Source organism: Arcobacter sp. ISO1 (assembly GCF_058105185.1).
On the sequence record NZ_CM176573.1, the window covers coordinates 1177769 to 1199535 of the forward strand.

Consider the following 21767-nt stretch of genomic DNA (forward strand, 5'->3'; position numbering starts at 1 on the left):
AAAAGGAGATAGCATGAAAAAGAGTTTTTTACTAACTAGTGCAGTAGCTGTTACACTTTCTGCATTAATTAGTGGATGTGCGACAAGCAACACTGCAATGACTGATACAGTGGTTACAAAACCATCATATGCACCTGTAACATATGATGAAATCTTAAATGATGATAAAACAACTGGGGATGTTTTAACATATGGACATGGGCAAAATGGTCAAAGATTTTCACCATTGACTCAAGTTAACAAAGATACAGTTAAAGATTTAGTTTCTGTATGGAATTTCTCATTTGGTGGGGAAAAACAAAGAGGACAAGAATCTCAACCACTAGTAAAAGATGGTGTTATGTATGTAACTGCATCTTATTCTAGAATGTATGCAATTGATTTAGCAACTGGTGAAGAGTTATGGCAATATGATGCAAGACTTCCAAGTGGAATCTTACCATGTTGTGATGTAATCAACAGAGGTGCTGCAATTTATGGTGATTTAGTGATTTTTGGTACATTAGATGCAAAATTAGTTGCACTAAACAGAAAAACTGGAAAAACAGTATGGAAGAAAAAAGTAGCAAACTATAAAGATGGTTACTCAATTACTGCTGCTCCACTTATTGTAAAAGACATGGTTATCACTGGTGTAGCTGGTGGTGAGTTTGGTATTGTTGGAAAAGTTGAAGCTTATGATGCTAAAACTGGTAAAGTTATTTGGACTAGACCAACTGTTGAAGGTAACATGGGTTACTTAAATGGAAAAGAAAATGGAATTACTGGTGGTGAAGCTGGTAAAACATGGACTGGAGATTTATGGAAAACTGGTGGAGCTGCAACTTGGCTTGGTGGTACATATGACTCAGAAACTGATTTAATCTTTATGGGTACAGGTAACCCTGCACCATGGAACTCACATAATAGACCAGGAGATAACTTATACTCTTCTTCAAGGTTAGCAATTAATCCAGATACAGGGAAAATTGTTTGGCATTATCAAACTACTCCACATGATGGATGGGATTTTGATGGTGTTAATGAATTAGTTTCATTTAATAAAGATGGTAAAAAATATGCTGCAACTGCAGATAGAAATGGTTTCTTCTATGTATTAGATAGAACTAACGGTAAATTCATTACTGCTAATCCATTTGTTTCTAACATTACTTGGGCAACTGGAATTGGAGAAGATGGGAGACCATTATATACTGCTGATGGAAGACCTGGAAATCCTGGTGATGCTTCAAAAGGTAAATCAGTATTCTCTGTTCCTTCATTCTTAGGTGGTAAAAACTGGATGCCAATGGCTTATTCTAAAAAAACTGAATTATTCTATGTTCCTTCAAATGAGTGGGGAATGGATATTTGGAATCAACCAATTCATTATAAAAAAGGTGCTGCTTACTTAGGTGCTGGATTTACAATTAAACCAATTTTTGATGATCACATTGGTTCACTTAAAGCAATTGAGCCAATGACAGGAAAAATCAAATGGGAATTCAAAAACCCTGCACCATTATGGGGTGGAGTATTAACAACTGCTGGTGGACTTGTATTTACAGGAACTCCTGAAGGTAAATTCTTAGCATTTGATGATGAAACTGGTGAAATTTTATTTAAATACAATGCTGGTTCTGGAATTGTTTCTTCTCCTATTACTTGGGAGCAAAATGGTGAGCAATATATCGCAATCGTTTCAGGTTGGGGTGGAGCTGTTCCTTTATGGGGTGGTGAAGTTGCAAAACTTATTAAGAACATTAACCAAGGTGGAACTGTTCACGTATTTAAATTATTTAAAAAATAATAGAATATTTAATCTAGAAAGGAGGTAACTAAAATGAAATGGGAAACACCTACATTCGTAGATAACAGATTTGGTTTTGAAGTTACTATGTATATTTGTACAAAGTAATTTTTTAAACTTGACTAGAGCTTTTGCTCTAGTCTTTTCTTCAAAGAAAAAAATGTGGGAATTTTTTTCTTTGAGGAAAAATAAAAGGATATAATGTGAGGATTCAAGTTCTAGGTTCAGGAGCAGGTGGTGGCTTACCACAATTTAATTGTAACTGTGACAATTGCAAAGGTTACAGAGAAGGCAAAAAGAGTATAAAAAAAAGAACTCAAAGTTCAATTACTATTAGTGAAGATGGTGAGAACTGGGTTTTACTTAATACTAGCCCAGATATTTTGGAGCAAATTCACAATTCACCTTTTTTACATCCAACAAAAAAAAGAGAAACCAAAATTAAAGCAATCGTATTTAACGATGCTCAAATAGACCATACAACGGGCTTACTTATGTTAAGGGAAGGTTGTCCTCACCAAATTTATTGTACTAAAGAGGTAAATGAAGAATTAAACTCATCATTTCCTACGATGAAAATGTTACAACATTGGGATGGTGGAGGAACCGTTTGGCATGAGATTTTGCCAGATTCTACTACAAAATTTGAAATACCAGTGATGCCTTCATATGAGTTTTATGCCCATGCACTTATTTCAAATGCACCACCATATTCACCACATAGGGATCATCCACGAAAGGGTGATAATATTGGAATTACAGTTGTAAATAAAAATACAGGAAAAAGATTGTTTTATCTTCCTGGTCTTGGGGTTATGGAAGATCATGTTTTTGATCAGATGAAAAATGCAGATGTTCTTCTAATTGAAGGAACGCTTTGGACAAATGATGAGATGATAAAAGGTAAGTTTTCTACTAAATTAGGTACTGATATGGGGCATATCCCTTTAAGTGGAGATGAGGGGCTTATTGAAATTTTAGATACTTTAAGTAAACCTAGAAAAATATTAATTCATATTAACAATACAAATCCAATCTTAGATGAAGAAAATCCTGAATACAAAGAACTTATTTCCCATGGGATTGAAGTTTCATATGATGGAATGAGAATAGATATATAAAGGCTTTATTCTTAAAGCCCAAAAGCTTAACCTTTTAAAATTTGCATTTTAAAAGGGACTACAAAAAAGGAGAAGAAGAATGACAAAAAGAATGAACGAATTACTAAGCAAAGAAGAGTTTGAAACAAAGTTAAGAGGTATGGGTGACATGTATCATATTCACCATCCATTTCATATTAGAATGTATCAAGGGGATTGTAGTAAAGAAGAGATTCAAGGTTGGGTAGCAAATAGATTTTATTACCAAACAGCAATTCCAATTAAAGATGCAGCAATTATGTCAAATAATCCACCATTAGAAGATAGAAGAAAATGGATTGATAGAATTATTGATCATGATAGTGTAGGTGGTGGAATTGAAGCATGGCTTGAATTAGGTGAGGCTGTTGGATTAAATAAAGAGGATTTAATTTCTCATAAATATGTTTTACCATCAGTTAAATTTGCAGTAGATGCTTATATTAATTTTGCAAAACAAAGACCTTGGAAAGAAGCTGCAATGTCATCTTTAACTGAGATGTTTGCACCTCAAATTCACCAACAAAGATTAAGTACATGGCCAGATAATTATCCTTGGATTGAAGCAAAAGGTTTAAGATATTTCCAAAAAAGATTGAGTGAAGCAAGAAGAGATGTTCAACATGGACTTTCAATCACTTTAGAAGAGTTTAATACAGTTGAACTTCAAAATAAAGCTTTTGAAATTTTACAGTTTAAACTTGATATACTTTGGACTATGTGTGATGCTTTATATTTGGCATACGAATTAAAAAGACCACCGTATTTCAATATTGAAGGTTATGAAAATGAACAAAGAAAAATTAATTGCAGTGAATGATCACTTCCAATTACAATTTGAGCAAGCACAAGATTGTTTTGTTTTATTATACCCAGAAGGTATGGTTCAACTAAATCAAAGTGCTGGTGAAATAATGAACCAATGTGATGGAACTAAGAATTTTAATGAAATAGTTTCAACATTGGAAAAAAAGTTTGAGATGTCAGGATTAGAAAAAGATGTGGAAGCATTTTTTGATGAGGCCTTTGATAGAAAGTGGGTAAAGAATGTCAACTAATGAAAAGTCTGTGATTAAACCACCTTTGTGGGTGCTTTTAGAGTTAACTCACAAATGCCCTTTAGAGTGTACTTATTGTTACAATCAACTAGATTTTGCAAATACAAAAGATGGTATGAGTAAAGAGGATTGGTTTAAAGTTTTAGATGAAACTAGAGCTTTAGGAGCTGTTCAATTAGGGATTTCAGGTGGTGAGCCTTTACTAAACAAAGATATTGTTGATATAGTAAAATATGCAAATGATTTAAAATTTTATACAAACTTAATCACTTCTGGTGTTGGTGGTGAAAAGGGAGTTTTAAAAAAGTTAAAGGAAGCTGGACTTAAAACTGTTCAATTAGGTATTCAATCTCATGATGAAAATACTATGACTTTAATTACAAATAATAAAACAGCGATGAAAGATAAAATTGCATTTGCCAAAGAGGTAAAAGAGCTTGGTATGCAACTTATTGTAAATACTTGTATAACAAGACAAAATATTGAGCAAGTTGGTGAGATAATTGAGTTTTGTGATGAGTTAGGAGCTAACTATTTAGAGATTGCAAATATTCAATATTATGGTTGGGCATTAGAAAATGTTGATGCATTATTACCAAGTAAAGAACAACTAGATAAGGCTATGGAAGTAACAAATTTTTATAGGGAAAAAAGAAAAGATATGAAAGTATTTTTTGTAGTACCTGATTATTATGAAAGTAGACCAAAGGCATGTATGAATGGATGGGGAACAACTTTTTTAACAATTAACCCAGATGGATTAGCACTTCCATGTAATACTGCTAACACTTTACCAATAGAGTTTCCAAATGTAAAAAAATCTTCTGTAAAAGAGATATGGTACGAATCAAAACCTTTTAACTTTTTTAGAGGTGATGAGTGGATGAATCCTACATGTAAATCATGTCCTGAAAAAGAGAAAGATTTTGGTGGATGTAGATGTCAAGCATATGCGTTAACACAAGATATACATGAAGCTGATCCAGTTTGTGATAAGTCAGCTTATCATGGAGTTGTAAAAAAAATAGTTGAAAATGCGAATAAAAGTGATAAACTTCCAATTTATAGAAATAAACAAAATTCTTTGAAGTTTATAGAAAAGCAAACCTGTTGTTCTTAAGTATAAAACTTAAGAACTAGGTCTTTCAACCATATACCCAATACCCCTAACATTTACAATAAAATCCTCTTTTAAAACTTTTTTAACTCTATTTACTTCTGCTCTAATTGTTGCATTATCAATAAAGTCATCATTCCAAACATAATCTCTAAACATATCATAGTTACAAACTAAACTTCTATTATTTGTTAAAAGTTCAATAATTTGAAGTTGCCTTTTTGGTAATATATGTGGTTCATTATTAAAATATAAAGTCATACTTTCACTATCGAAGCTGTAAGATTTTGATAATCTTTTATGGCTCATTGGGGCAGTTCTTGTTTTTAGAATTTTTTCTATTCTTAGATTTAATTCTTTTAGGTGAAATGGTTTTTTTAGATAATCGTGACATCCAATATCAAAGGCCCTTGAAATATCTTCAATATCTATAAGTGCCGAGATAAAAATAGTTGGTACCATTCTTTTCTTTTTATGTAAGTCTTCTAAAATAGTAAGACCATCAATACTTGGTACATTTATATCAAAAACTAGAAGATCAAATTTTTCATCATCTAGTTTTTTTAGACACTCATCCCCATCTTTTACAGATTGAACAGAGTGACCTACTGTTCCAAGATATTGAGTTATTGCCTCATTTAACATAATATCATCTTCTAATAATAAAATTTTCATATTTCCCCTTTAAATAGATAAACAAATGATGTGAAATATTCATTGGATTCTAAATATATTTCAACACCCTCTTCATCACAAATTCTTTTTACTAAATTTAATCCCAATCCAAATCCATCTTTTGATTTTTCTTCTCTGTAATATTCTTTAAAGATTTTGTCTGGATCTTGGATTTTTTTTGAATGGCTTGAAACCATAAGTTTTAAGTGATTTTCTTCTTTTTTTAATGTTACATAAATATCTTCATTTTCATAGGTATATTTTATGGCATTAGTAAGATTGTTATCAATTATTCTTTGTAGTTTAGATTCATTGAAAAATAGTGTCATATTTTCTTTGGGTGCTTTGAAAACAAATTTTGATTTGACCTTAGTTGCAACTTGGTTGAAAAATTCGACTCTACTTCTGACAAAATCTTTAAAATCGATTTTATGTTTAGGGTAGTCTATTTGATCTTTTTTTACTAAGTAACTTAAATCATCATATATAGAAAAAAGATTTTTCATTGCTACTTCGATATTTGATAAATATTGATTTTTACCATTTTCCATTTCATATAGTTCAATATTTGCCATTATAATAGAAAGTGGCGTATTTGTTTCATGAACTGCATGTTTTAAAAATTGTTTTTGTGAGATTAATAAGTTTTGTGCATAAAGTTCTGATTCTTTTAAATTTTTTGATTGGTCTTGATAATCATCAGTACTTTTTTGTACTAAGTGAGTAAGTGATTTTAGAGTTCTTGCGAAAGCTGCATCTTTTTTTGATTTTGTTTGTCTTTCTGGATATATCTCCAATGAATTAACTTTTTTATCATTTTCAGTTAAGGCTACTACTGTTAAGGTTTGATTTAATAATTCATTATGACCATCTCTATGGAAAAACTCTGAATAGGTAAAAAATCCAGAGGTTGGTGCAATTACTGCAAAGGGCTGAGTTTCAAGTTTTATTAACTCTCTTAAATACCTTCTTCTTGCCATACAAGAATATAAGAAAAAAGTTTCAATTGGATGATCAAAACTTGTATCTAAAGCACTAAGTGGATTATTCATTATAGATTCTGCATCTCCAAAACCAAGTCTAACAATATCACCTTTTCTTAAATTTCCTCCGCAACTTAAACTTCCATCTTTGTGTTGTTCAAGGACTGCTCTTGCTGTTGGTATACCATTTCTTTCTACTATTAAAGGAAATTCTGTTTGGGCAACACTTGCACCTAAGTATTTTTTATAAAATTCTGAAGGACTCATTCCTGAGATTTTATAGATTCTATTGCCTTCAACTTCATCAATTGTATGTTCTAAACCTATTGGAACCCAGTCAAATTTTCTTGCATTTGTAACTTTTAATACATCTGAGTTAAGTGAAACTGCGATATGACCCTTTGGATAGATTTGATTTCCTAAAGAGATAAAGGTTTGTTTAAATACTCCATTATCTCCTGCCATCCCTCCACATACCATTATAGAATTATCATATTTTTCTATACCTTTTAAATACTCTTCTGCATTTGTCCCAGTTCCATCAGTAAAAGTAATAATTAACTTTGTATTATCAGTGATAACTTTTTGTGCAATTTCATATCCAATTTTAAAAGAATTATCTCCTTTTATATAATGAGCTTTTAAAAAGGTATTATCAAAAACTGAAATTGATATAATAGTTTTAAGTGTAGAGATTTTTGATTCACATATCTCTCCATCTGTTGTTGTTCCTAAACAAACAGCTTGAGGAATATTATCCATTACTGTTTTTGTAATTAACTCTAAAGTACTTGAATCATGACCACAAAATATTTGAATTAGAACATTTTTTTCATCTTTAAATATATTATAATCAATTAAATCAGTTAAGTTATTATTAAAAAATGTGTAGTTATATGTTTTCATAAAAAAAGTGTAGCATAATTTTTTAATTTTTTAACAAAAAATTAATTGATGAAAGCCCTATTTTATGGTATTGTTACCATTTATTTCTAATTGCTACGTTAATGCTATGCAATCGCTAAATTCAGGCTATAATTCTCGTGTAAGATTTCACTATTCAAAAAATAAATACACTTTAAGTATTTGTTTTCAATTAAAAAATAAAGGAAATGATATGTATAGTAAACCAGAATTTAAATCTCAATATGAGAACTTTATAGGTGGAGAATGGGTAGCTCCAACAAGTGGTGAGTATTTTGATAATATTTCTCCAGTTGATGGTGAAGTTTTAACAAAAATTCCAAGATCAAATGAAGCAGATGTTGATGCAGCAGTAGCAGCTGCAAAGACTGCATTCGAATCATTTAGACATACTTCGATTATAGAAAGAAGTACTATGTTAAATAAAGTTGCAGATGCAATTGAAGCAAAATTAGAAAGCTTAGCAGTTGCAGAAACATTAGATAATGGAAAAGCTGTAAGAGAAACTTTAGCTGCTGATATCCCTCTAGTTGTTGATCATTTTAGATACTTTGCTTCAGTTATTAGAGCTGAAACTGGTACTGTTGCTGATTTAGATGAAAATACTGTATCTCAAGAAGTTTATGAGCCATTAGGTGTAGTAGCTCAAATCATTCCTTGGAATTTCCCTTTATTAATGGCTGCATGGAAAATAGCTCCTGCATTAGCAGCAGGTAACTGTGTTGTTTTAAAACCAGCATCTGCAACTCCAATGGCAATTTTAATTTTAATGGAAATCATTCAAGATGTTTTACCAGCGGGTATTGTTAATATTATCAATGGTGCAGGTGGAAAAATTGGTAAACATTTATCAACTCACCCAGATGTTAAAAAAGTAGGATTTACAGGTGAAACTACAACTGGTCAGTTAATTATGCAATATGCAACTGAAAACATTATCCCTTCTACATTAGAACTTGGTGGAAAGTCTCCAAATATCTTTATGGAATCAATCATGGACGCTGATGATGAGTTCTTTGATAAAGCAATTGAAGGTCTTGTATTATTCGCATTTAACTCAGGTGAGGTTTGTACTTGTCCTTCAAGAGCATTAATCCAAGAGTCAATTTATGAGCCATTTATGAAAAGAGTACTTGAAAGAGTTGCAGCTATTAAATTAGGTAATCCATTAGATCCAGATTGTATGATGGGTGCTCAATGTTCTTCTAACCAAAAAGAAAAAATTATGGAATATATGAAAATTGGTAAAGAAGAGGGTGCTGAGTGTCTAATTGGTGGAGATGCATATGAATCTGAAGTAAATCCAAATGGATTCTATATTCAACCAACAATCTTCAAAGGTCACAATAAAATGAGAATCTTCCAAGAAGAGATTTTTGGACCTGTATTAGCAGTAACTACTTTTAAAGATGAAGATGAAGCATTAGAGATTGCAAATGACACTATCTATGGATTAGGTTCAGGTATATGGTCAAGAGATGCTCACCAATTACATAAATTCTCTAGAGGAATTGAAGCTGGTAGAGTTTGGGTTAACTGTTACCATATGTACCCATCACATGCATCATTTGGTGGATACAAAAAATCAGGTATCGGTAGAGAAACTCACATGATGATGTTAAACTCTTACAGACACACTAAAAATATCTTAACTTCTTATAGCAAAAATGCTTTAGGATTCTTTTAATAGATATTAAAACTTTAAAGCAGGCCAGGGAGGCCCCTCCATTTTTTACTTTCCTCAGCCTCCCTGGCCTAAATTAATTTTTATAAAGATAAAATTGCTTATTTTTATAAAGGTTATATCATGATAGATACAAGAAGGGTAATAGCGACACCTGAAGCAACAAAAGTTATTGAGATGTTGATTGAAAAAAATGGTGAAGTGGTTTTTAACCAAAGTGGAGGTTGTTGTGATGGAACAGCTCCAATGTGTTATGAAAAAGGTGACTTTTATGTACCAAGTAGAAATGTAAAACTTGGTGAACTTTGTGGTTGTGAATTTTATATTGACAATGAACAGTTTGAATATTTTAGACACTCTCAAATAATTGTAGATGTAAAAGAGGAAAAAGGTGCCTTTGGTAACTCTTTTTCTCTTGAAATTGATGAAGGTTATCAATTTTTAACAAGGTCTAGAATTTTTACAGATGAAGAGTATGAAGAGTTAAAGAAAATAGAAAGTTAAAAACTTTCTATTTTTTTACTATTAAAGCCTTAAATCTATCTCCCATGCCTGTTGGTTCAAGTAAAGTTTTTACTTTGGCAGATTCTCTTAAATAAGTATTTTCGTCACTATTTTCTTTTAATATTTCTAGTAAATTTATAATGCCAAAATCTATTAATGTTGCCATTTGAGTTTTATAATCAACTGATTTTATATCAAATTCTTTAAAACAGTCTTCTAAGTACTTAAAATCTACATCATAGGTAATATCTGAATTTGCATATAATGAATTTAAATCTAAGTTCTCTTCAAATATTGGAAACACTTTATGTTTAGAATATATTCTAGTTGAAAAGTCATTTCTTGGATAATTGTCTCCATAGTCAAAAGTTACAAACTCAAATTTTTTTATATTAGTACATATTGCATTAGCAAACTCTTTATATCCAATAGCTATTTCACCTTTTGTAATTTTATATTTTTTACAATGTTCAATTATATTTTTATCTTCACATTTTTTAAAATCTATTTTGTGATTTTGCACATACCCTAATTGAAGTTCATCATCTTTTGTGAAAACAAGTTCACAAGGAAAGGCATCAAATATCTCATTTGCAATTATAAAGGCATGGGGAAGTTTAACATTACTAATATCATCATAGTGAACTAAGTTTATAGCTTCACCAAAGGATTGTTTTAAGTACTCTTGTTGTTTTTGTTTTAAAGAATCGAACCTTTCAACTATTGCAAAGGTAAGGGTATTTAAAAGTTCTGGTTTTAAAGTATAAATAAATTGAATTATATCAGCTAATAAATATCCATGGTGTGCGCCAATTTCTAAAATAGTTGTATTTTTAGGGAGTTCATTAGAATTTATTTTATCAACTATTCTTTTTGCAATGCTACCACCAAAAAAAGAAGAACTTGATACAGATGTATAAAAATCACCTTTTTTACCTATTTGTTTGTAGTTTGCATAATATCCATTTTTACCATATAGCCAAGAGTTAAAGTAGTCACTAAATTTTTGATCTTTCATAAATTTAGTTTAGCAAAAAGTGCCCAAAAAGGCACTTTTGTTTAAAAAATATTATAGTTTATTTTCATTTTTACCTAAGTATTCTGCAACACCTTCTGTAGATGCTTTCATACCTTCATCACCTTTACTCCATCCAGCAGGACATACTTCACCATGTTCATTTGTAAATAGCATAGTATCAACCATTCTAACCATCTCATCAATATTTCTTCCAAGTGGTAAGTCGTTTATAACTGCATGTCTTACTGTTCCATCTTTGTCAATTAAAAATGATCCTCTAAGTGCTACAGATTCTCCAAATAATACATCATAATCTCTTGAAATTTGTTTTGTGATATCTGCAACCATAGGGAACTTAACTCTTCCAATTCCACCTTCTTCTACTTTTGTTTCTCTCCATGCAAAGTGAGAAAATTCTGAATCAATTGAACAACCAATTACTTGAATTCCTCTTTCTTCAAAATCTGCAACTCTTTTTGAGAATGCAATAATTTCTGATGGACAAACAAATGTAAAATCTAAAGGCCAGAAAAATAAAACTGCACCTTTTTCACCGATATTATCATATAAATTAAAACCTTCTTTAATTTGACCATCTGCCATTACAGCTGTTGCTGTAAAATCTGGAGCTTTTTTTGTTACTAACATTATATTTCCTTTAATAATTTTTTTCTTTTAGATGTGTAATTGTAATGAGTTAAACTTAAAGTATATTTAATAAATATTACTAAAGGATAATTTTTTTCTTTAATAAAATAAAAAGATTTTAATTTAGAAAGTAAAAGAGCTTTTCTCTTTTACTTTTTATTTAGAATTATTCTACACATGCATCAATGATTGATTGTTGGTTTGCATAAAGGTAAATCTCTACTCTTCTATTTAAACCCATGTTTTCAGTTGAATTATTTGGTGCAATTGGTTTATTATAAGAGCAACCTTTTGAAAAGATCTGATTTTTTATACCACTATTATAGATTGTATTCCCTACATTTGCTGCTCTTTGATTTGAAAGACGCTGGTTATATTCGTATGAACCTCTATTATCTGTAAATCCAACAACTTGTACAATTGTATTTGGATAGTTTTTTAATACATCAGAGATTTTAGAGATTTTTCTTGCTGCTGTTGGGGTTGGTACAGCAGAGTTTGTTTCAAAAACCATACTATCTCTTAACATTATTTTTACGTATTTGTCTGTATTTGATACAATTAAATCTGAATTTGGATCTAATGCAGCATTTGGATTGTTGTTAACATTAGTATTTAATTCTTGTGCAACTTCTTTTGCTTGTTGGTCCATAGAGTAACCAATTCCGCCACCAACTGCAGCACCAATAGCCCCACCAATAACGGCTCTTTTTGCTCCACCTCCTGATGTAGAGGCACCAATAACAGCTCCTAAAATACCACCAATTAGTGCACCTGATTGGGTTTTATTCATTTGAGCATTATTTGATGATGTATTTGTACCTTGGGTAGTGGCACACCCTGATAAAACTGCTAATACAACAGAAATTGAAGTAATTTGTTTAAAAAGTGATAACTTTTTCATGGTATTAATCCTTTTTTTTGTATAAGATTATTATAACTATCATATTGTGAAACAAAAGTGAAAAAATTTAATTAGATGTAATTAAACTTAGTTAACTAACTAATATATTTAACTAATATACTAGTTTAATTATGATACAATATGTTTTAGAAAAAATAAAAGGAGCCAAAAGTGTATAAAACAGGCTATAAAAAAACTAAGATATTGGCAACACTTGGACCTGCAAGTAATAGTGTAGAAGTAATTGAAGGACTAGTAAAAGCTGGTGCAAATATGTTTAGATTGAATTTTTCTCACGGTTCACATGAATATCATGAAGAAACTTTAAAAAATATTAGAACTGTAATGAACAAACTTGATGTGACAATTGCAGTTTTACAAGATATCTCTGGACCAAAGGTAAGAATAGGTGAGTTAAAGGAGAAATTTGAACTTTTTCAAGGTGATGAAATCACATTTTTAAAAGAAGAGATTATAGGATATAAAGAATCAGATAAAAAATATATGGTTTCAACAAATTATCCAGAACTATTAGACAAAGTGAAAGTTGATGAATATATCTATTTATATGATGGAACTATTAGAGCAAGAGTTATAGAAACTGGTGACAAAGTGGTTGCTACTGTTGAAAACCATGGTACTTTAACATCAAAAAAAGGTATTAACTTTCCAAATACAGTAATTGATATTAATGTAATTACGAGAAAAGATGAAGAAGATATTGCATGGGGTGTTAAAAACAAGGTTGATTACTTTGCAATTTCCTTTGTACAAAATAAAAACGATATGTTAACTGCAAAAAAACTTCTTGGAAATTATCAAGGTAAACTAATTGCAAAAATTGAGAAGTTTGATGCAGTTGAAAATATTGATGAGATTATTGAGGTTTCTGATGGGCTTATGGTTGCAAGGGGAGATTTAGGAATTGAAGTTCCTTATTATGAAGTTCCAACAATTCAAAAAACGCTTATTAAAAAAGCAAATGAAGCTTGTATCCCTGTAATTACAGCAACACAAATGCTTTTATCAATGACTCACAATGAAAGAGCTACAAGAGCAGAAATCTCAGATGTTGCAAATGCAGTACTTGATGGAACTGATGCTGTTATGCTTTCTGAAGAGAGTGCAGTTGGTATTGATCCAATTAATACTGTTAGAACAATGGCAAATATTATTGCTAAAACTGAAGAGATTTATCCATATGATAAACACAATAAATTATCTTATCATGATAGTTTTGATGTTATTCAAGGTACAGCTACAAAGTTAGCTGATGATATTGGCGCTAAAGGTATTATTGCATTAACAAGTTCTGGTTTATCTGGTAGAAAAATCTCAAGATATAGACCTAAAACAAATATCTATATGTTTACACACCAAAGAAGGGTGTTAAATCCAATGTGTGGATTATGGGGTGTTGAACCAATTGCAAAAATTAAAGAAGCGGGTGCTTCAAAAATGATACAAAAAATGTTAAAGGTTTTAGATGAAAAAGGTTATTTAGATAAAACTGCAACATATATTGCTACCTTTGGATATCCAGTAGGTGTTCCAGGAAGTACAAATACTATTAAAGTTTTAACTCCATCAGAGTTAGAATATTATTTAGAACTACCAAAAGATAAGAAGTAATAACTTCTTATCTTTAACTCATTTTAGCGTATAGTTCAAGAAGTTCTATTTGTTTTTGAAGTTCTAAAATATTTAACTCAATTGATCTAATCTCCTGAGAGTTTTTCAAAATATCAACATCACTTTGTGTTTTTAATTGGGCATCTCTTTCTTCAATAATAACCTCTAATAAAGAACTATAAAGTTCATAATCACTTTTTGCAATCTCTTTTTTATTATCATACATTTTTATTTTAGAAAGTTTAGTTCTATAAAAGTTTTTCTCTTCTAATTCTTGATTTTTTAAGTTTAATTTAGAACTTAAATAGTTGATTCTTTGGGTTTCAATATCATTAAAAGTTCTTATATCTAAAGGAATAGAAACTGAAAAACCATAGCTATTTACATTTTCATTTGTTGGGAAACCATTGTCTTTTTCATGGTTTTGTTTATGGTTAAAGTTTGCATTTACTTGAGGCAAATATTTTGAGATAGTCATATCTACAAAATTGTCATTTTGTTCAATATCTGCTTTTGCTTTTGCTAATTCTAAATTGTTTTTTAAATATGTATCTTCATCATTTAATGATAAAATAGGAAGTTCAAAACTTTGATAATCACCACTTGCAATATTTGAAAAGTTATAATCTAACTCCTCTTTTTGATAATATAAGTCTGCAAGGTTGTTTTTTATTGAGTTAGCATCAATAATAGCATTGTCTAAAGAAGAAGTATCTAAAAAGCCGTTCATTACTTGTTCTTTTTTTCTTTGAACTTCAATCTCTTTATTTTTTAGTAGTAATTCATTCTTTTTAATATTTAAATCTATAATATTTAAGTTAAATAGTAAAGTAGTTGCTGTTTTAATTAACTCTTTTTTCTGAAGTTCTATATCAAAATTATTATACTCATAATTTGCATTTGCATATTTAATGGCTGAATAGATTCCACCACTTTTAAATATAGGTTGATTTATACTAATAGAACTAGTTGTAGTGTTATTTGTATCAGTATAACTTTTTGCAAAAGAAAGAGTTATAGGATTAACCCAATCTTTCTTTAGCTTTGAACTATTTTCTTCATTTTTTTTATTATTGTATTCAAAAAGATTAAGTCTATCTTTTGAAAGTATATTTTCATCCAATTTATCTTGGGCATTTAATCCTAAGGAAAAGGTAAGAAAAGATACTAAAAATAGACTATTTAATTTTTGAGAGTGCATTATCTAGCCTTTCAAATCCAATGTTGATTTCTTCTTTTGTAATTGTTAATGGAGGTAAAAGTCTCATTGTATTTTTACCTGCTTTTAGAACAAGAACACCCTCTTCAAAACAGTTTTTAATAATCTGCTGAAGTGTCTCGCTATCTTTTACTCTTAATCCTCTCATTAGTCCTAAACCAACTTGGGAAGTGAATAAGTTTGGATACTTTTTATATATTTCAGATAACTTATTACCAAAATAGATTATGGCTTCATCTAAGGCCCCTGAGTTTTTATACTTATCTAAAATATCTAAAACTTTATTTGCACTTGCAGTTGAGAGATAGTTTCCTCCAAATGTAGAACCATGATCACCAGGAGTAAAAATATCTTTATGTTTTGTTACTACTGCTCCAATTGCTACACCTCCACCTAAACCTTTTGCTAAGGTTATAATATCTGGTTCAATTTCATATAGATTTGCTGCTAGAAATTCTCCAGTTCTATATATCCCTGTTTGAACTTCATCAATTATTAAAAGTATGTTTTGATCTTTTAAGAATTTTGCTAATTCTTGAATCTCTTTTTTATCAAATGGTTGTACACCACCTTCACCTTGAACAAGTTCAATCATAACTGCAACTGTCTCATCATCAATTGAATTATAAATATCTTCAATGGTACTATTAAAAGAAAAACCTTCTGGATAAGGGGCAAAATTCGGATTATGAAAAGAACTTTGTCCTGTTGCTTTAACTGTTGTAATTGTTCTTCCATGGAAAGAGTGTTCTAAAGTTATAACTTTATATTTTTTTTTGTCAAATTTTGTCTCACCATATTTTCTTGCTAATTTAATTGCACCTTCATTTGCCTCAGCTCCAGAGTTTGCAAAAAATGTAGCAACATCCATATTTGAAAGTTTGGCAATCTTTTCACCAAGTCTTGCTTGCGGTTCTATGGCATATAGATTGGAAATATGTGTAATATTTTTAACTTGCTCGTAAATTGCATCAGCAACTTCTTTATTTCCATGACCAACAGATACAACACCAATACCAGAAGTGAAATCTATATAGTCTTTATTATTTTCATCATATAGTGTTGCATTAATACCTTTTTTAAAGTTTATGTAATTTCTTGGATAAGTATTTAATACGTATTGTTTATCTAATTGTTCTAACATAAGTTTTCCTTGTTTTATTGGATAAAATTATATCTAATTTATTTAAACAGAAAATTAACATTTTCAAGTTCTTTTATTAAGATATAAACAAACATAATAATATCTAAGTATGTAAATATTTATTAATCTGCTTTTAGCTAAAATCAAAATCAAAATTAAAGGTGGAAAATGCAGCATTTAATATCAACTAGTGACTTTACAAAAGAAGAAATACTTGAACTTTATGATGATGCTAGAGAATTTTTGGATATGGAATCAAGACAGATTCTAAAAGGTAAAATAATTGTTGTTTTGTTTTTTGAAAATTCAACAAGAACGAGAAGTGCCTTTGAAACAGCAGCAAAAAGGTTAGGAGCAGAAATAATTGCACTTGATTTAGGAACATCTTCTATTAACAAAGGTGAAACTACTTTTGATACAGTTGCAAATATTAATGCCACAAAACCTGATGCAATTATTATTAGACACTCTGAAAGTGGCTTGCCTGCAAGTTTAGTTAATCATGTAGATTGTCCTATTATAAATGCAGGAGATGGTAATAATGCCCATCCTACTCAAGCTTTATTAGATCTTTTTACTATTATGGAACACTTTGATGGAAAAACAGAAGGTAAAAAAATTGCAATTGTTGGTGATGTGAGAACTTCAAGAGTTGCAGGTTCAAATAAAAGACTTCTTCCTAGATTTGGGATAGATGTTTGTTTTGTTGCCCCAGATTGTTTTAAAGATGATACTAGTGAATTTAAGCAATATGATCATATCTCAGAAGTTATTGATGAAGTTGATGTGGTTATGAGTTTAAGAACTCAACTTGAAAGACATAATGAAATATATTTCTCATCTTTACAAGAATATGCTAAAGATTATTGTATAACAAAAGAGACTTTTGGTGATAGAAATATTTTATTATTACACCCAGGTCCAGTAAATAGAAATGTTGATATCTCAGATGAGATGTTAATTGATCCAAGAAATAAAGTTTTAGAACAAGTTACAAATGGAGTTGCTGTTAGAATGGCAATTTTAAAAAAACTAATAGTTAATCAAAAAAAATAAGACTTGAACGAAGAACTAAAAAGTATATTAAATAAGTATGGCTCTTTAGATGAGCCATTCTTTTTTTGTATCTCATATGACTTATCAAATTTTTTTGTAAAACCTCTAAATGAACTTCCTTCTGATATAAAATATAGTATAAATGAAAAAGTTTCTTCTAAAGTTACAAAGAATCATAGAATTATAAAAGAGCCAATCTCTTATGAAGAGTATAAAAAAAGATTTGATTTTATACAAGAGCATATAAGACTTGGGAATTCATACCTTTTAAACTTAACTTCTAAAACTAAAATAGATTCAAAACTATCACTCGATGAGATTTATGAAAAAGCAAAGTCAAAATTCAAATTAAAATTTTTTGATGACTTTGTATGTTTCTCTCCAGAAAAATTTATAGAAATTAACAAAAATAAAATTTATACATATCCTATGAAAGGGACAATTGACTCAAAAATCCCAAATGCAGAAGCTATGATTTTAGGTGATAAAAAAGAGATGGCCGAACACACAATGGTTGTTGATTTACTAAGAAATGACTTAGGGATTGTTGCGAAAAAAATAAGAGTTGATAAGTTTAGATATATTGATAAAATTAATGCTGGGGAGAAAAAACTTCTACAAGTAAGTTCCAAAATCTCAGGACATCTTGAAGAAAACTGGAATGAGAGGATAGGGGATATTTTAACTTCAATTCTACCTGCTGGCTCTATTACTGGTTGTCCAAAGAAAAAAACAGTTGAGATTTTAAAAAAATGTGAAAACTATGAAAGAGATTTTTATACTGGTATTTTTGGTATATATGAAAATAAGACTTTAAATAGTGCAGTGATGATAAGATTTATTGAAAAAAATAAAGATGGAGAGTTCTTTTATAAAAGTGGTGGTGGTATAACTTGTGATTCAGATGCCACTAGTGAGTTTGAAGAGCTAGTTGATAAAATATATTTACCCTTTTAAAAATTGTAAGAGGGTATTTTTTACTTGATAGATAATAAGTTCTTTAATATCTTTTTTTTGAGATTTAGTAAAATCTTTTACATTTAATTCACCTCTAACAGAACTATTTGCAGAAACAAATCTATGCATAAGACCTATGATAGAGTTTGTATAAATGATAATCTTATCCTCATTTGCATCAGAAATCTTACTTAACAAGTCATTAATAATATGTTCAGCTAGTTTCAAAGAGGCCATGCTATAAATTTTGTTAAAGCCAAGGCTTGGTTTTAATTGTTCTCTAACAATAATTTTATGAAGTAGAATATTTGATTCATATGACTCAAAAGCTCTTGTTATAAAAGTATCAATGAACTCTTCAATCCAATTGATAGTTTTATTCATCTCAAAAGTTCCATTTTGCTCTTCTAAAAAGTCATCATAGGCACTTATAAGTGGCATTGCCCAAGAATCCATATAATCTACTATGTATTCAAGTACAGCTTGATAAAGTCCTTCTTTTCCGCCAAAGTGATAATTTATTGCTGCGATATTTGCATTGGCTTCGCGAGCAAGTTCTCTTACAGAAGTTTTATCAAAACCTTGTTCAGCAAACATCTCCATAGCAGTTTTAATAAGTCTATCTCTTGTATTTTCAAGATTAAATTCTTCGAACAATTTTAAATGATTATCTTTAATTTCAAACAATTTTTCTCTTTTTAGATTTATTCAAAGTGATTATAACAAATAAAAGGTTATATAAACAATTGTTTAATTCAAACGTTTGTTTAAGTTTCTATTAAATTCATTGTTGTCATAATTTGAATATAAGAAAATATAATTAGAATTGTGTCTTATAAGTTTTTAGTAAATTAAGGGAAAAGAAATGCTTAAACTAGAAAAAAACATGGTCAAATTAGGATCTAATATTGACTCAAAAAAGAAGGCGATAGAAGAGGTTGGTAATCTTCTTGTTGATGGTGGTTATATAAAAACTGAGTATATTGATTCTCTTTTTGGTAGAGAAGAGATCTCAAATACATATTTAGGAAATGGTATTTGTATTCCCCATGGACTTCAAGAAAATAGAAATCATATATTAAAAACTGGGATTGCTGTTTTACAAGTTCCTAATGGTGTAGTATGGAAAGATGATGAAAAAGCACATATAATTGTAGGAATTGCAGCAAAAAGTGATGAACATATTGAAATCTTGTCACAACTTACAAATCTTTTAATGGATGATGAAGCAGCAAAAAAATTAGCAACTACAAAAGATATTAACCTTATACTAAATACTTTAAACTCAAATGAGAAAAAAGAAGATAATCAAGAAATAGAACATTTTGATACAAAAAAAGAAGTGATATTCCCAGGTTCAGTTGGTTTTCATGCCAGACCTGCATCTTTATTTGTTGATGAGTCAAATAAATACAATTGTAAAGTTCAAATAGAATTTGATGGAAAAGCAGCAAATGGAAAATCTGTAGCATCTATCTTAAAACTGGGAATTACAGGAAAAAGCACCTTTCTTATCTCAACAAAAGGTGATGATGAGAATGAAGCCTTAGAAGCTTTGGTTAATTTAGTAAACGGTGGAATGGGTGAAGAAACAAGTGAAGAGCTTAAAACAGAAATAACAAAAAGGGAATATCAAGGTGATAGAATAGAAGGGGTTCCAGCAGCACCAGGAATGGCAATTGGTCCTGTGATTATTCTTAATGAAGATATAATAGAGATAAAAAAAGAGGGTAAACCTTCCCATGAAGAGAGAAAAAAATTAAGAAATGCTTTAGATAAAGCAGCCAATGATTTAAATCAATGGTTACACAAAAAACATGAAACAGTTGACAAAAATAGAATGGATATTTTTATTGCTCATTTAAGTTTAATAAAAGACCCAGAATTACAAAATAAAGCTTTAAATGCAATTGTTGATGGTGTAAGCGCAGAATATACATGGTGGGAAATTATAAAAGATGAAATGAAGGCATTAAGTTCACTTAATGATTTAAGGTTATCTCAAAGAGCAAATGATATCAAAGACATTGGTAAAAGAGTTTTAAGATATTTAGATGAAAATGCAGTTAAATCTACAAAAGTTGACATAAAAGAACCTTCAATCTTAATATCTTTAGATATGACCCCTTCTGAAACTTCAAAACTTGATAAACAAAAAGTTTTAGCAATAGTCACTGCAAAAGGTGGAAGTACTTCCCATACAGCAATTTTAGCAAGATCTATGGGAATTCCATCAATTGCAGGTGTAGGGGAGGGTGTTTTAAATATAAGTTCACAAAATGCAATTGCCGATGGTGATTCAGGAATTTTAGTTATAAGTCCCACAAAAAACGATTTAGATTTAGCTAAAAAAATAAAAGAACAAGAAGAAATACAAAAACAAAAAGAGTTTTCTAAAAGATTTACCCCTGCCATTACAAAAGATAAACATAGAATGGAAATTGTTGCAAACATTGCCAATGCAGATGCAGCCTTAGAAGCAGTTAATAATGGAGCTGAAGGTGTTGGACTTTTAAGAACAGAGTTTTTATTTCTAGAAAGAGATAGTGCTCCTAATGAAACAGAACAATTTCAAGCTTATAAGAAGATGGTTCAACATTTAAATGGCTTACCATTAATTGTAAGAACTTTAGACATTGGTGGAGATAAAGAGGTTCCTTATTTAAATATGCCAAAAGAAGATAATCCATTTTTAGGTATAAGAGGAATTAGGTTATGTCTTGAATATAAAGATTTATTTAAAGAGCAATTAAGAGCTATATTTCAAGCTAGTAAATATGGTCCAATAAAAATTATGTTTCCAATGGTAGGATTATTGGAAGAGTTTAGAGAAGCTTCCAAAATAGCTGAAGAGGTTAGGCTTGAAGTTGGTGCTTCAAAAATTGATATTGGTATGATGATTGAAGTTCCAAGTGCAGTTTTAATGGCTGAACATTTCATAAAAGAAGCTGATTTTTTCTCAATAGGAACAAATGACTTAACTCAATATGTGTTATCAATGGATAGAGGTCATCAAGGTTTAGCAAAAAAAGCAGATGCTCTGCATCCTGCTGTTTTGAAGATGATTAAGATGACTTGCGATGCTGCAAAAAAAGAGAATAAATGGGTAGGGGTATGTGGAAATTTAGCTGCAAACCCACTTGCTGCTAAAATCTTAACAGGTCTTGGTGTAAAAGAGTTATCTGTAACTGCTTCTTCTATAGCAAATATAAAATCAGAAATTAGAAAAACTTCATTTAAAGAGTGTGAAGAGCTTGCTTTAAAAGCATTGAGTCTTCAAACTTCTGATGAAGTTAGATTCTTAGAAAAGTAATTG

The 21767-nt window shown here is 30.0% G+C and carries 20 protein-coding genes; 12 read left to right on the plus strand and 8 right to left on the minus strand.

Annotated elements, in window-relative coordinates:
• The first annotated feature begins 13 nt into the window (after positions 1 to 13).
• From AC2TY9_RS05840 to pqqE, 6 genes are all read left to right on the plus strand, one after another.
• Entirely contained in the window at positions 14 to 1789 is a 1776-nt protein-coding gene (locus AC2TY9_RS05840) for a methanol/ethanol family PQQ-dependent dehydrogenase (RefSeq protein ID WP_489780000.1), read from the plus strand.
• 33 nt (positions 1790 to 1822) lie between these two features.
• On the plus strand, positions 1823 to 1897 hold the full coding sequence (gene pqqA, locus AC2TY9_RS05845; RefSeq protein ID WP_138152607.1) for a pyrroloquinoline quinone precursor peptide PqqA: 75 nt from the start codon (positions 1823 to 1825) through the stop codon (positions 1895 to 1897).
• Between the two features lie 95 nt (positions 1898 to 1992).
• Entirely contained in the window at positions 1993 to 2910 is a 918-nt protein-coding gene (gene pqqB, locus AC2TY9_RS05850; protein ID WP_489780001.1) for a pyrroloquinoline quinone biosynthesis protein PqqB, read from the plus strand.
• Between the two features lie 79 nt (positions 2911 to 2989).
• On the plus strand, positions 2990 to 3748 hold the full coding sequence (pqqC, locus tag AC2TY9_RS05855) for a pyrroloquinoline-quinone synthase PqqC (RefSeq protein WP_489780002.1): 759 nt from the start codon (positions 2990 to 2992) through the stop codon (positions 3746 to 3748).
• Positions 3717 to 3986, plus strand: coding sequence for a pyrroloquinoline quinone biosynthesis peptide chaperone PqqD (gene pqqD, locus AC2TY9_RS05860; protein WP_489780003.1), 270 nt, complete (start codon positions 3717 to 3719; stop codon positions 3984 to 3986). Before pqqC ends, pqqD begins: the two co-directional genes overlap by 32 nt.
• Complete coding sequence (gene pqqE, locus AC2TY9_RS05865; RefSeq protein ID WP_489780004.1) at positions 3976 to 5106, plus strand: pyrroloquinoline quinone biosynthesis protein PqqE; 1131 nt, start codon at positions 3976 to 3978, stop codon at positions 5104 to 5106. The genes pqqD and pqqE overlap by 11 nt, the downstream gene beginning before the upstream one ends.
• A gap of 9 nt (positions 5107 to 5115) precedes the next feature.
• Here the strand turns inward: pqqE and AC2TY9_RS05870 are convergent, their stop codons facing one another.
• Both AC2TY9_RS05870 and AC2TY9_RS05875 read right to left on the minus strand, forming a co-directional pair.
• Positions 5116 to 5778, minus strand: coding sequence for a response regulator transcription factor (locus tag AC2TY9_RS05870; RefSeq protein WP_489780005.1), 663 nt, complete (start codon positions 5776 to 5778; stop codon positions 5116 to 5118).
• Positions 5775 to 7667 carry an FIST N-terminal domain-containing protein gene (locus AC2TY9_RS05875; protein WP_489780006.1) on the minus strand — a complete coding sequence of 631 codons (1893 nt, stop codon included), beginning with the start codon at positions 7665 to 7667 and terminating at the stop codon, positions 5775 to 5777. The genes AC2TY9_RS05870 and AC2TY9_RS05875 overlap by 4 nt, the downstream gene beginning before the upstream one ends.
• A 211-nt stretch (positions 7668 to 7878) precedes the next feature.
• On the opposite strand from AC2TY9_RS05875, the gene AC2TY9_RS05880 reads away from it, so the two are divergent.
• Together AC2TY9_RS05880 and AC2TY9_RS05885 are read left to right on the plus strand one after the other, a co-directional pair.
• The gene (locus tag AC2TY9_RS05880; RefSeq protein WP_489780007.1) at positions 7879 to 9372 is read left to right on the plus strand and encodes an aldehyde dehydrogenase family protein; all 1494 of its coding nucleotides are present in this window, start codon (positions 7879 to 7881) and stop codon (positions 9370 to 9372) included.
• A 120-nt stretch (positions 9373 to 9492) separates the two neighbouring features.
• Positions 9493 to 9873, plus strand: a complete 381-nt coding sequence (locus AC2TY9_RS05885; RefSeq protein WP_489780008.1) for a DUF779 domain-containing protein — start codon at positions 9493 to 9495, stop codon at positions 9871 to 9873.
• A gap of 7 nt (positions 9874 to 9880) precedes the next feature.
• Here AC2TY9_RS05885 and AC2TY9_RS05890 read toward each other — a convergent pair whose 3' ends face one another.
• The 3 genes from AC2TY9_RS05890 to AC2TY9_RS05900 form a co-directional block, all read right to left on the minus strand.
• Positions 9881 to 10891 (minus strand): SAM-dependent methyltransferase, encoded by a 1011-nt coding sequence (locus AC2TY9_RS05890; RefSeq protein WP_489780009.1) that lies wholly within the window; start codon positions 10889 to 10891, stop codon positions 9881 to 9883.
• Positions 10892 to 10942: 51 nt separating this feature from the next.
• Positions 10943 to 11539, minus strand: coding sequence for a peroxiredoxin (locus AC2TY9_RS05895; RefSeq protein ID WP_489780010.1), 597 nt, complete (start codon positions 11537 to 11539; stop codon positions 10943 to 10945).
• A 166-nt stretch (positions 11540 to 11705) separates the two neighbouring features.
• Positions 11706 to 12443: an OmpA family protein gene (locus AC2TY9_RS05900; protein WP_489780011.1), complete on the minus strand. Its 738-nt coding sequence runs from the start codon at positions 12441 to 12443 to the stop codon at positions 11706 to 11708.
• Between the two features lie 171 nt (positions 12444 to 12614).
• On the opposite strand from AC2TY9_RS05900, the gene pyk reads away from it, so the two are divergent.
• The gene (gene pyk, locus AC2TY9_RS05905) at positions 12615 to 14075 is read left to right on the plus strand and encodes a pyruvate kinase (protein ID WP_489780012.1); all 1461 of its coding nucleotides are present in this window, start codon (positions 12615 to 12617) and stop codon (positions 14073 to 14075) included.
• 13 nt (positions 14076 to 14088) lie between these two features.
• Here the strand turns inward: pyk and AC2TY9_RS05910 are convergent, their stop codons facing one another.
• Both AC2TY9_RS05910 and AC2TY9_RS05915 read right to left on the minus strand, forming a co-directional pair.
• Positions 14089 to 15276 (minus strand): TolC family protein, encoded by a 1188-nt coding sequence (locus AC2TY9_RS05910; RefSeq protein WP_489780013.1) that lies wholly within the window; start codon positions 15274 to 15276, stop codon positions 14089 to 14091.
• Positions 15254 to 16438: an aspartate aminotransferase family protein gene (locus AC2TY9_RS05915; RefSeq protein ID WP_489780014.1), complete on the minus strand. Its 1185-nt coding sequence runs from the start codon at positions 16436 to 16438 to the stop codon at positions 15254 to 15256. The genes AC2TY9_RS05910 and AC2TY9_RS05915 overlap by 23 nt, the downstream gene beginning before the upstream one ends.
• Positions 16439 to 16606: 168 nt before the next feature.
• Between AC2TY9_RS05915 and AC2TY9_RS05920 the strand changes: the two genes are divergently transcribed.
• Together AC2TY9_RS05920 and AC2TY9_RS05925 are read left to right on the plus strand one after the other, a co-directional pair.
• A complete protein-coding gene (locus tag AC2TY9_RS05920; protein WP_489780015.1) occupies positions 16607 to 17494 on the plus strand; it encodes an aspartate carbamoyltransferase catalytic subunit in 888 nt (295 codons plus the stop codon).
• A 3-nt stretch (positions 17495 to 17497) separates the two neighbouring features.
• The gene (locus AC2TY9_RS05925) at positions 17498 to 18451 is read left to right on the plus strand and encodes an aminodeoxychorismate synthase component I (protein WP_489780016.1); all 954 of its coding nucleotides are present in this window, start codon (positions 17498 to 17500) and stop codon (positions 18449 to 18451) included.
• Here the strand turns inward: AC2TY9_RS05925 and AC2TY9_RS05930 are convergent.
• Positions 18440 to 19138 (minus strand): CerR family C-terminal domain-containing protein, encoded by a 699-nt coding sequence (locus AC2TY9_RS05930; RefSeq protein WP_489780017.1) that lies wholly within the window; start codon positions 19136 to 19138, stop codon positions 18440 to 18442. The genes AC2TY9_RS05925 and AC2TY9_RS05930 overlap by 12 nt on opposite strands.
• 178 nt (positions 19139 to 19316) lie before the next feature.
• Between AC2TY9_RS05930 and ptsP the strand changes: the two genes are divergently transcribed.
• Positions 19317 to 21764 carry a phosphoenolpyruvate--protein phosphotransferase gene (gene ptsP / locus AC2TY9_RS05935; protein ID WP_489780018.1) on the plus strand — a complete coding sequence of 816 codons (2448 nt, stop codon included), beginning with the start codon at positions 19317 to 19319 and terminating at the stop codon, positions 21762 to 21764.
• Positions 21765 to 21767: the final 3 nt, after the last annotated feature.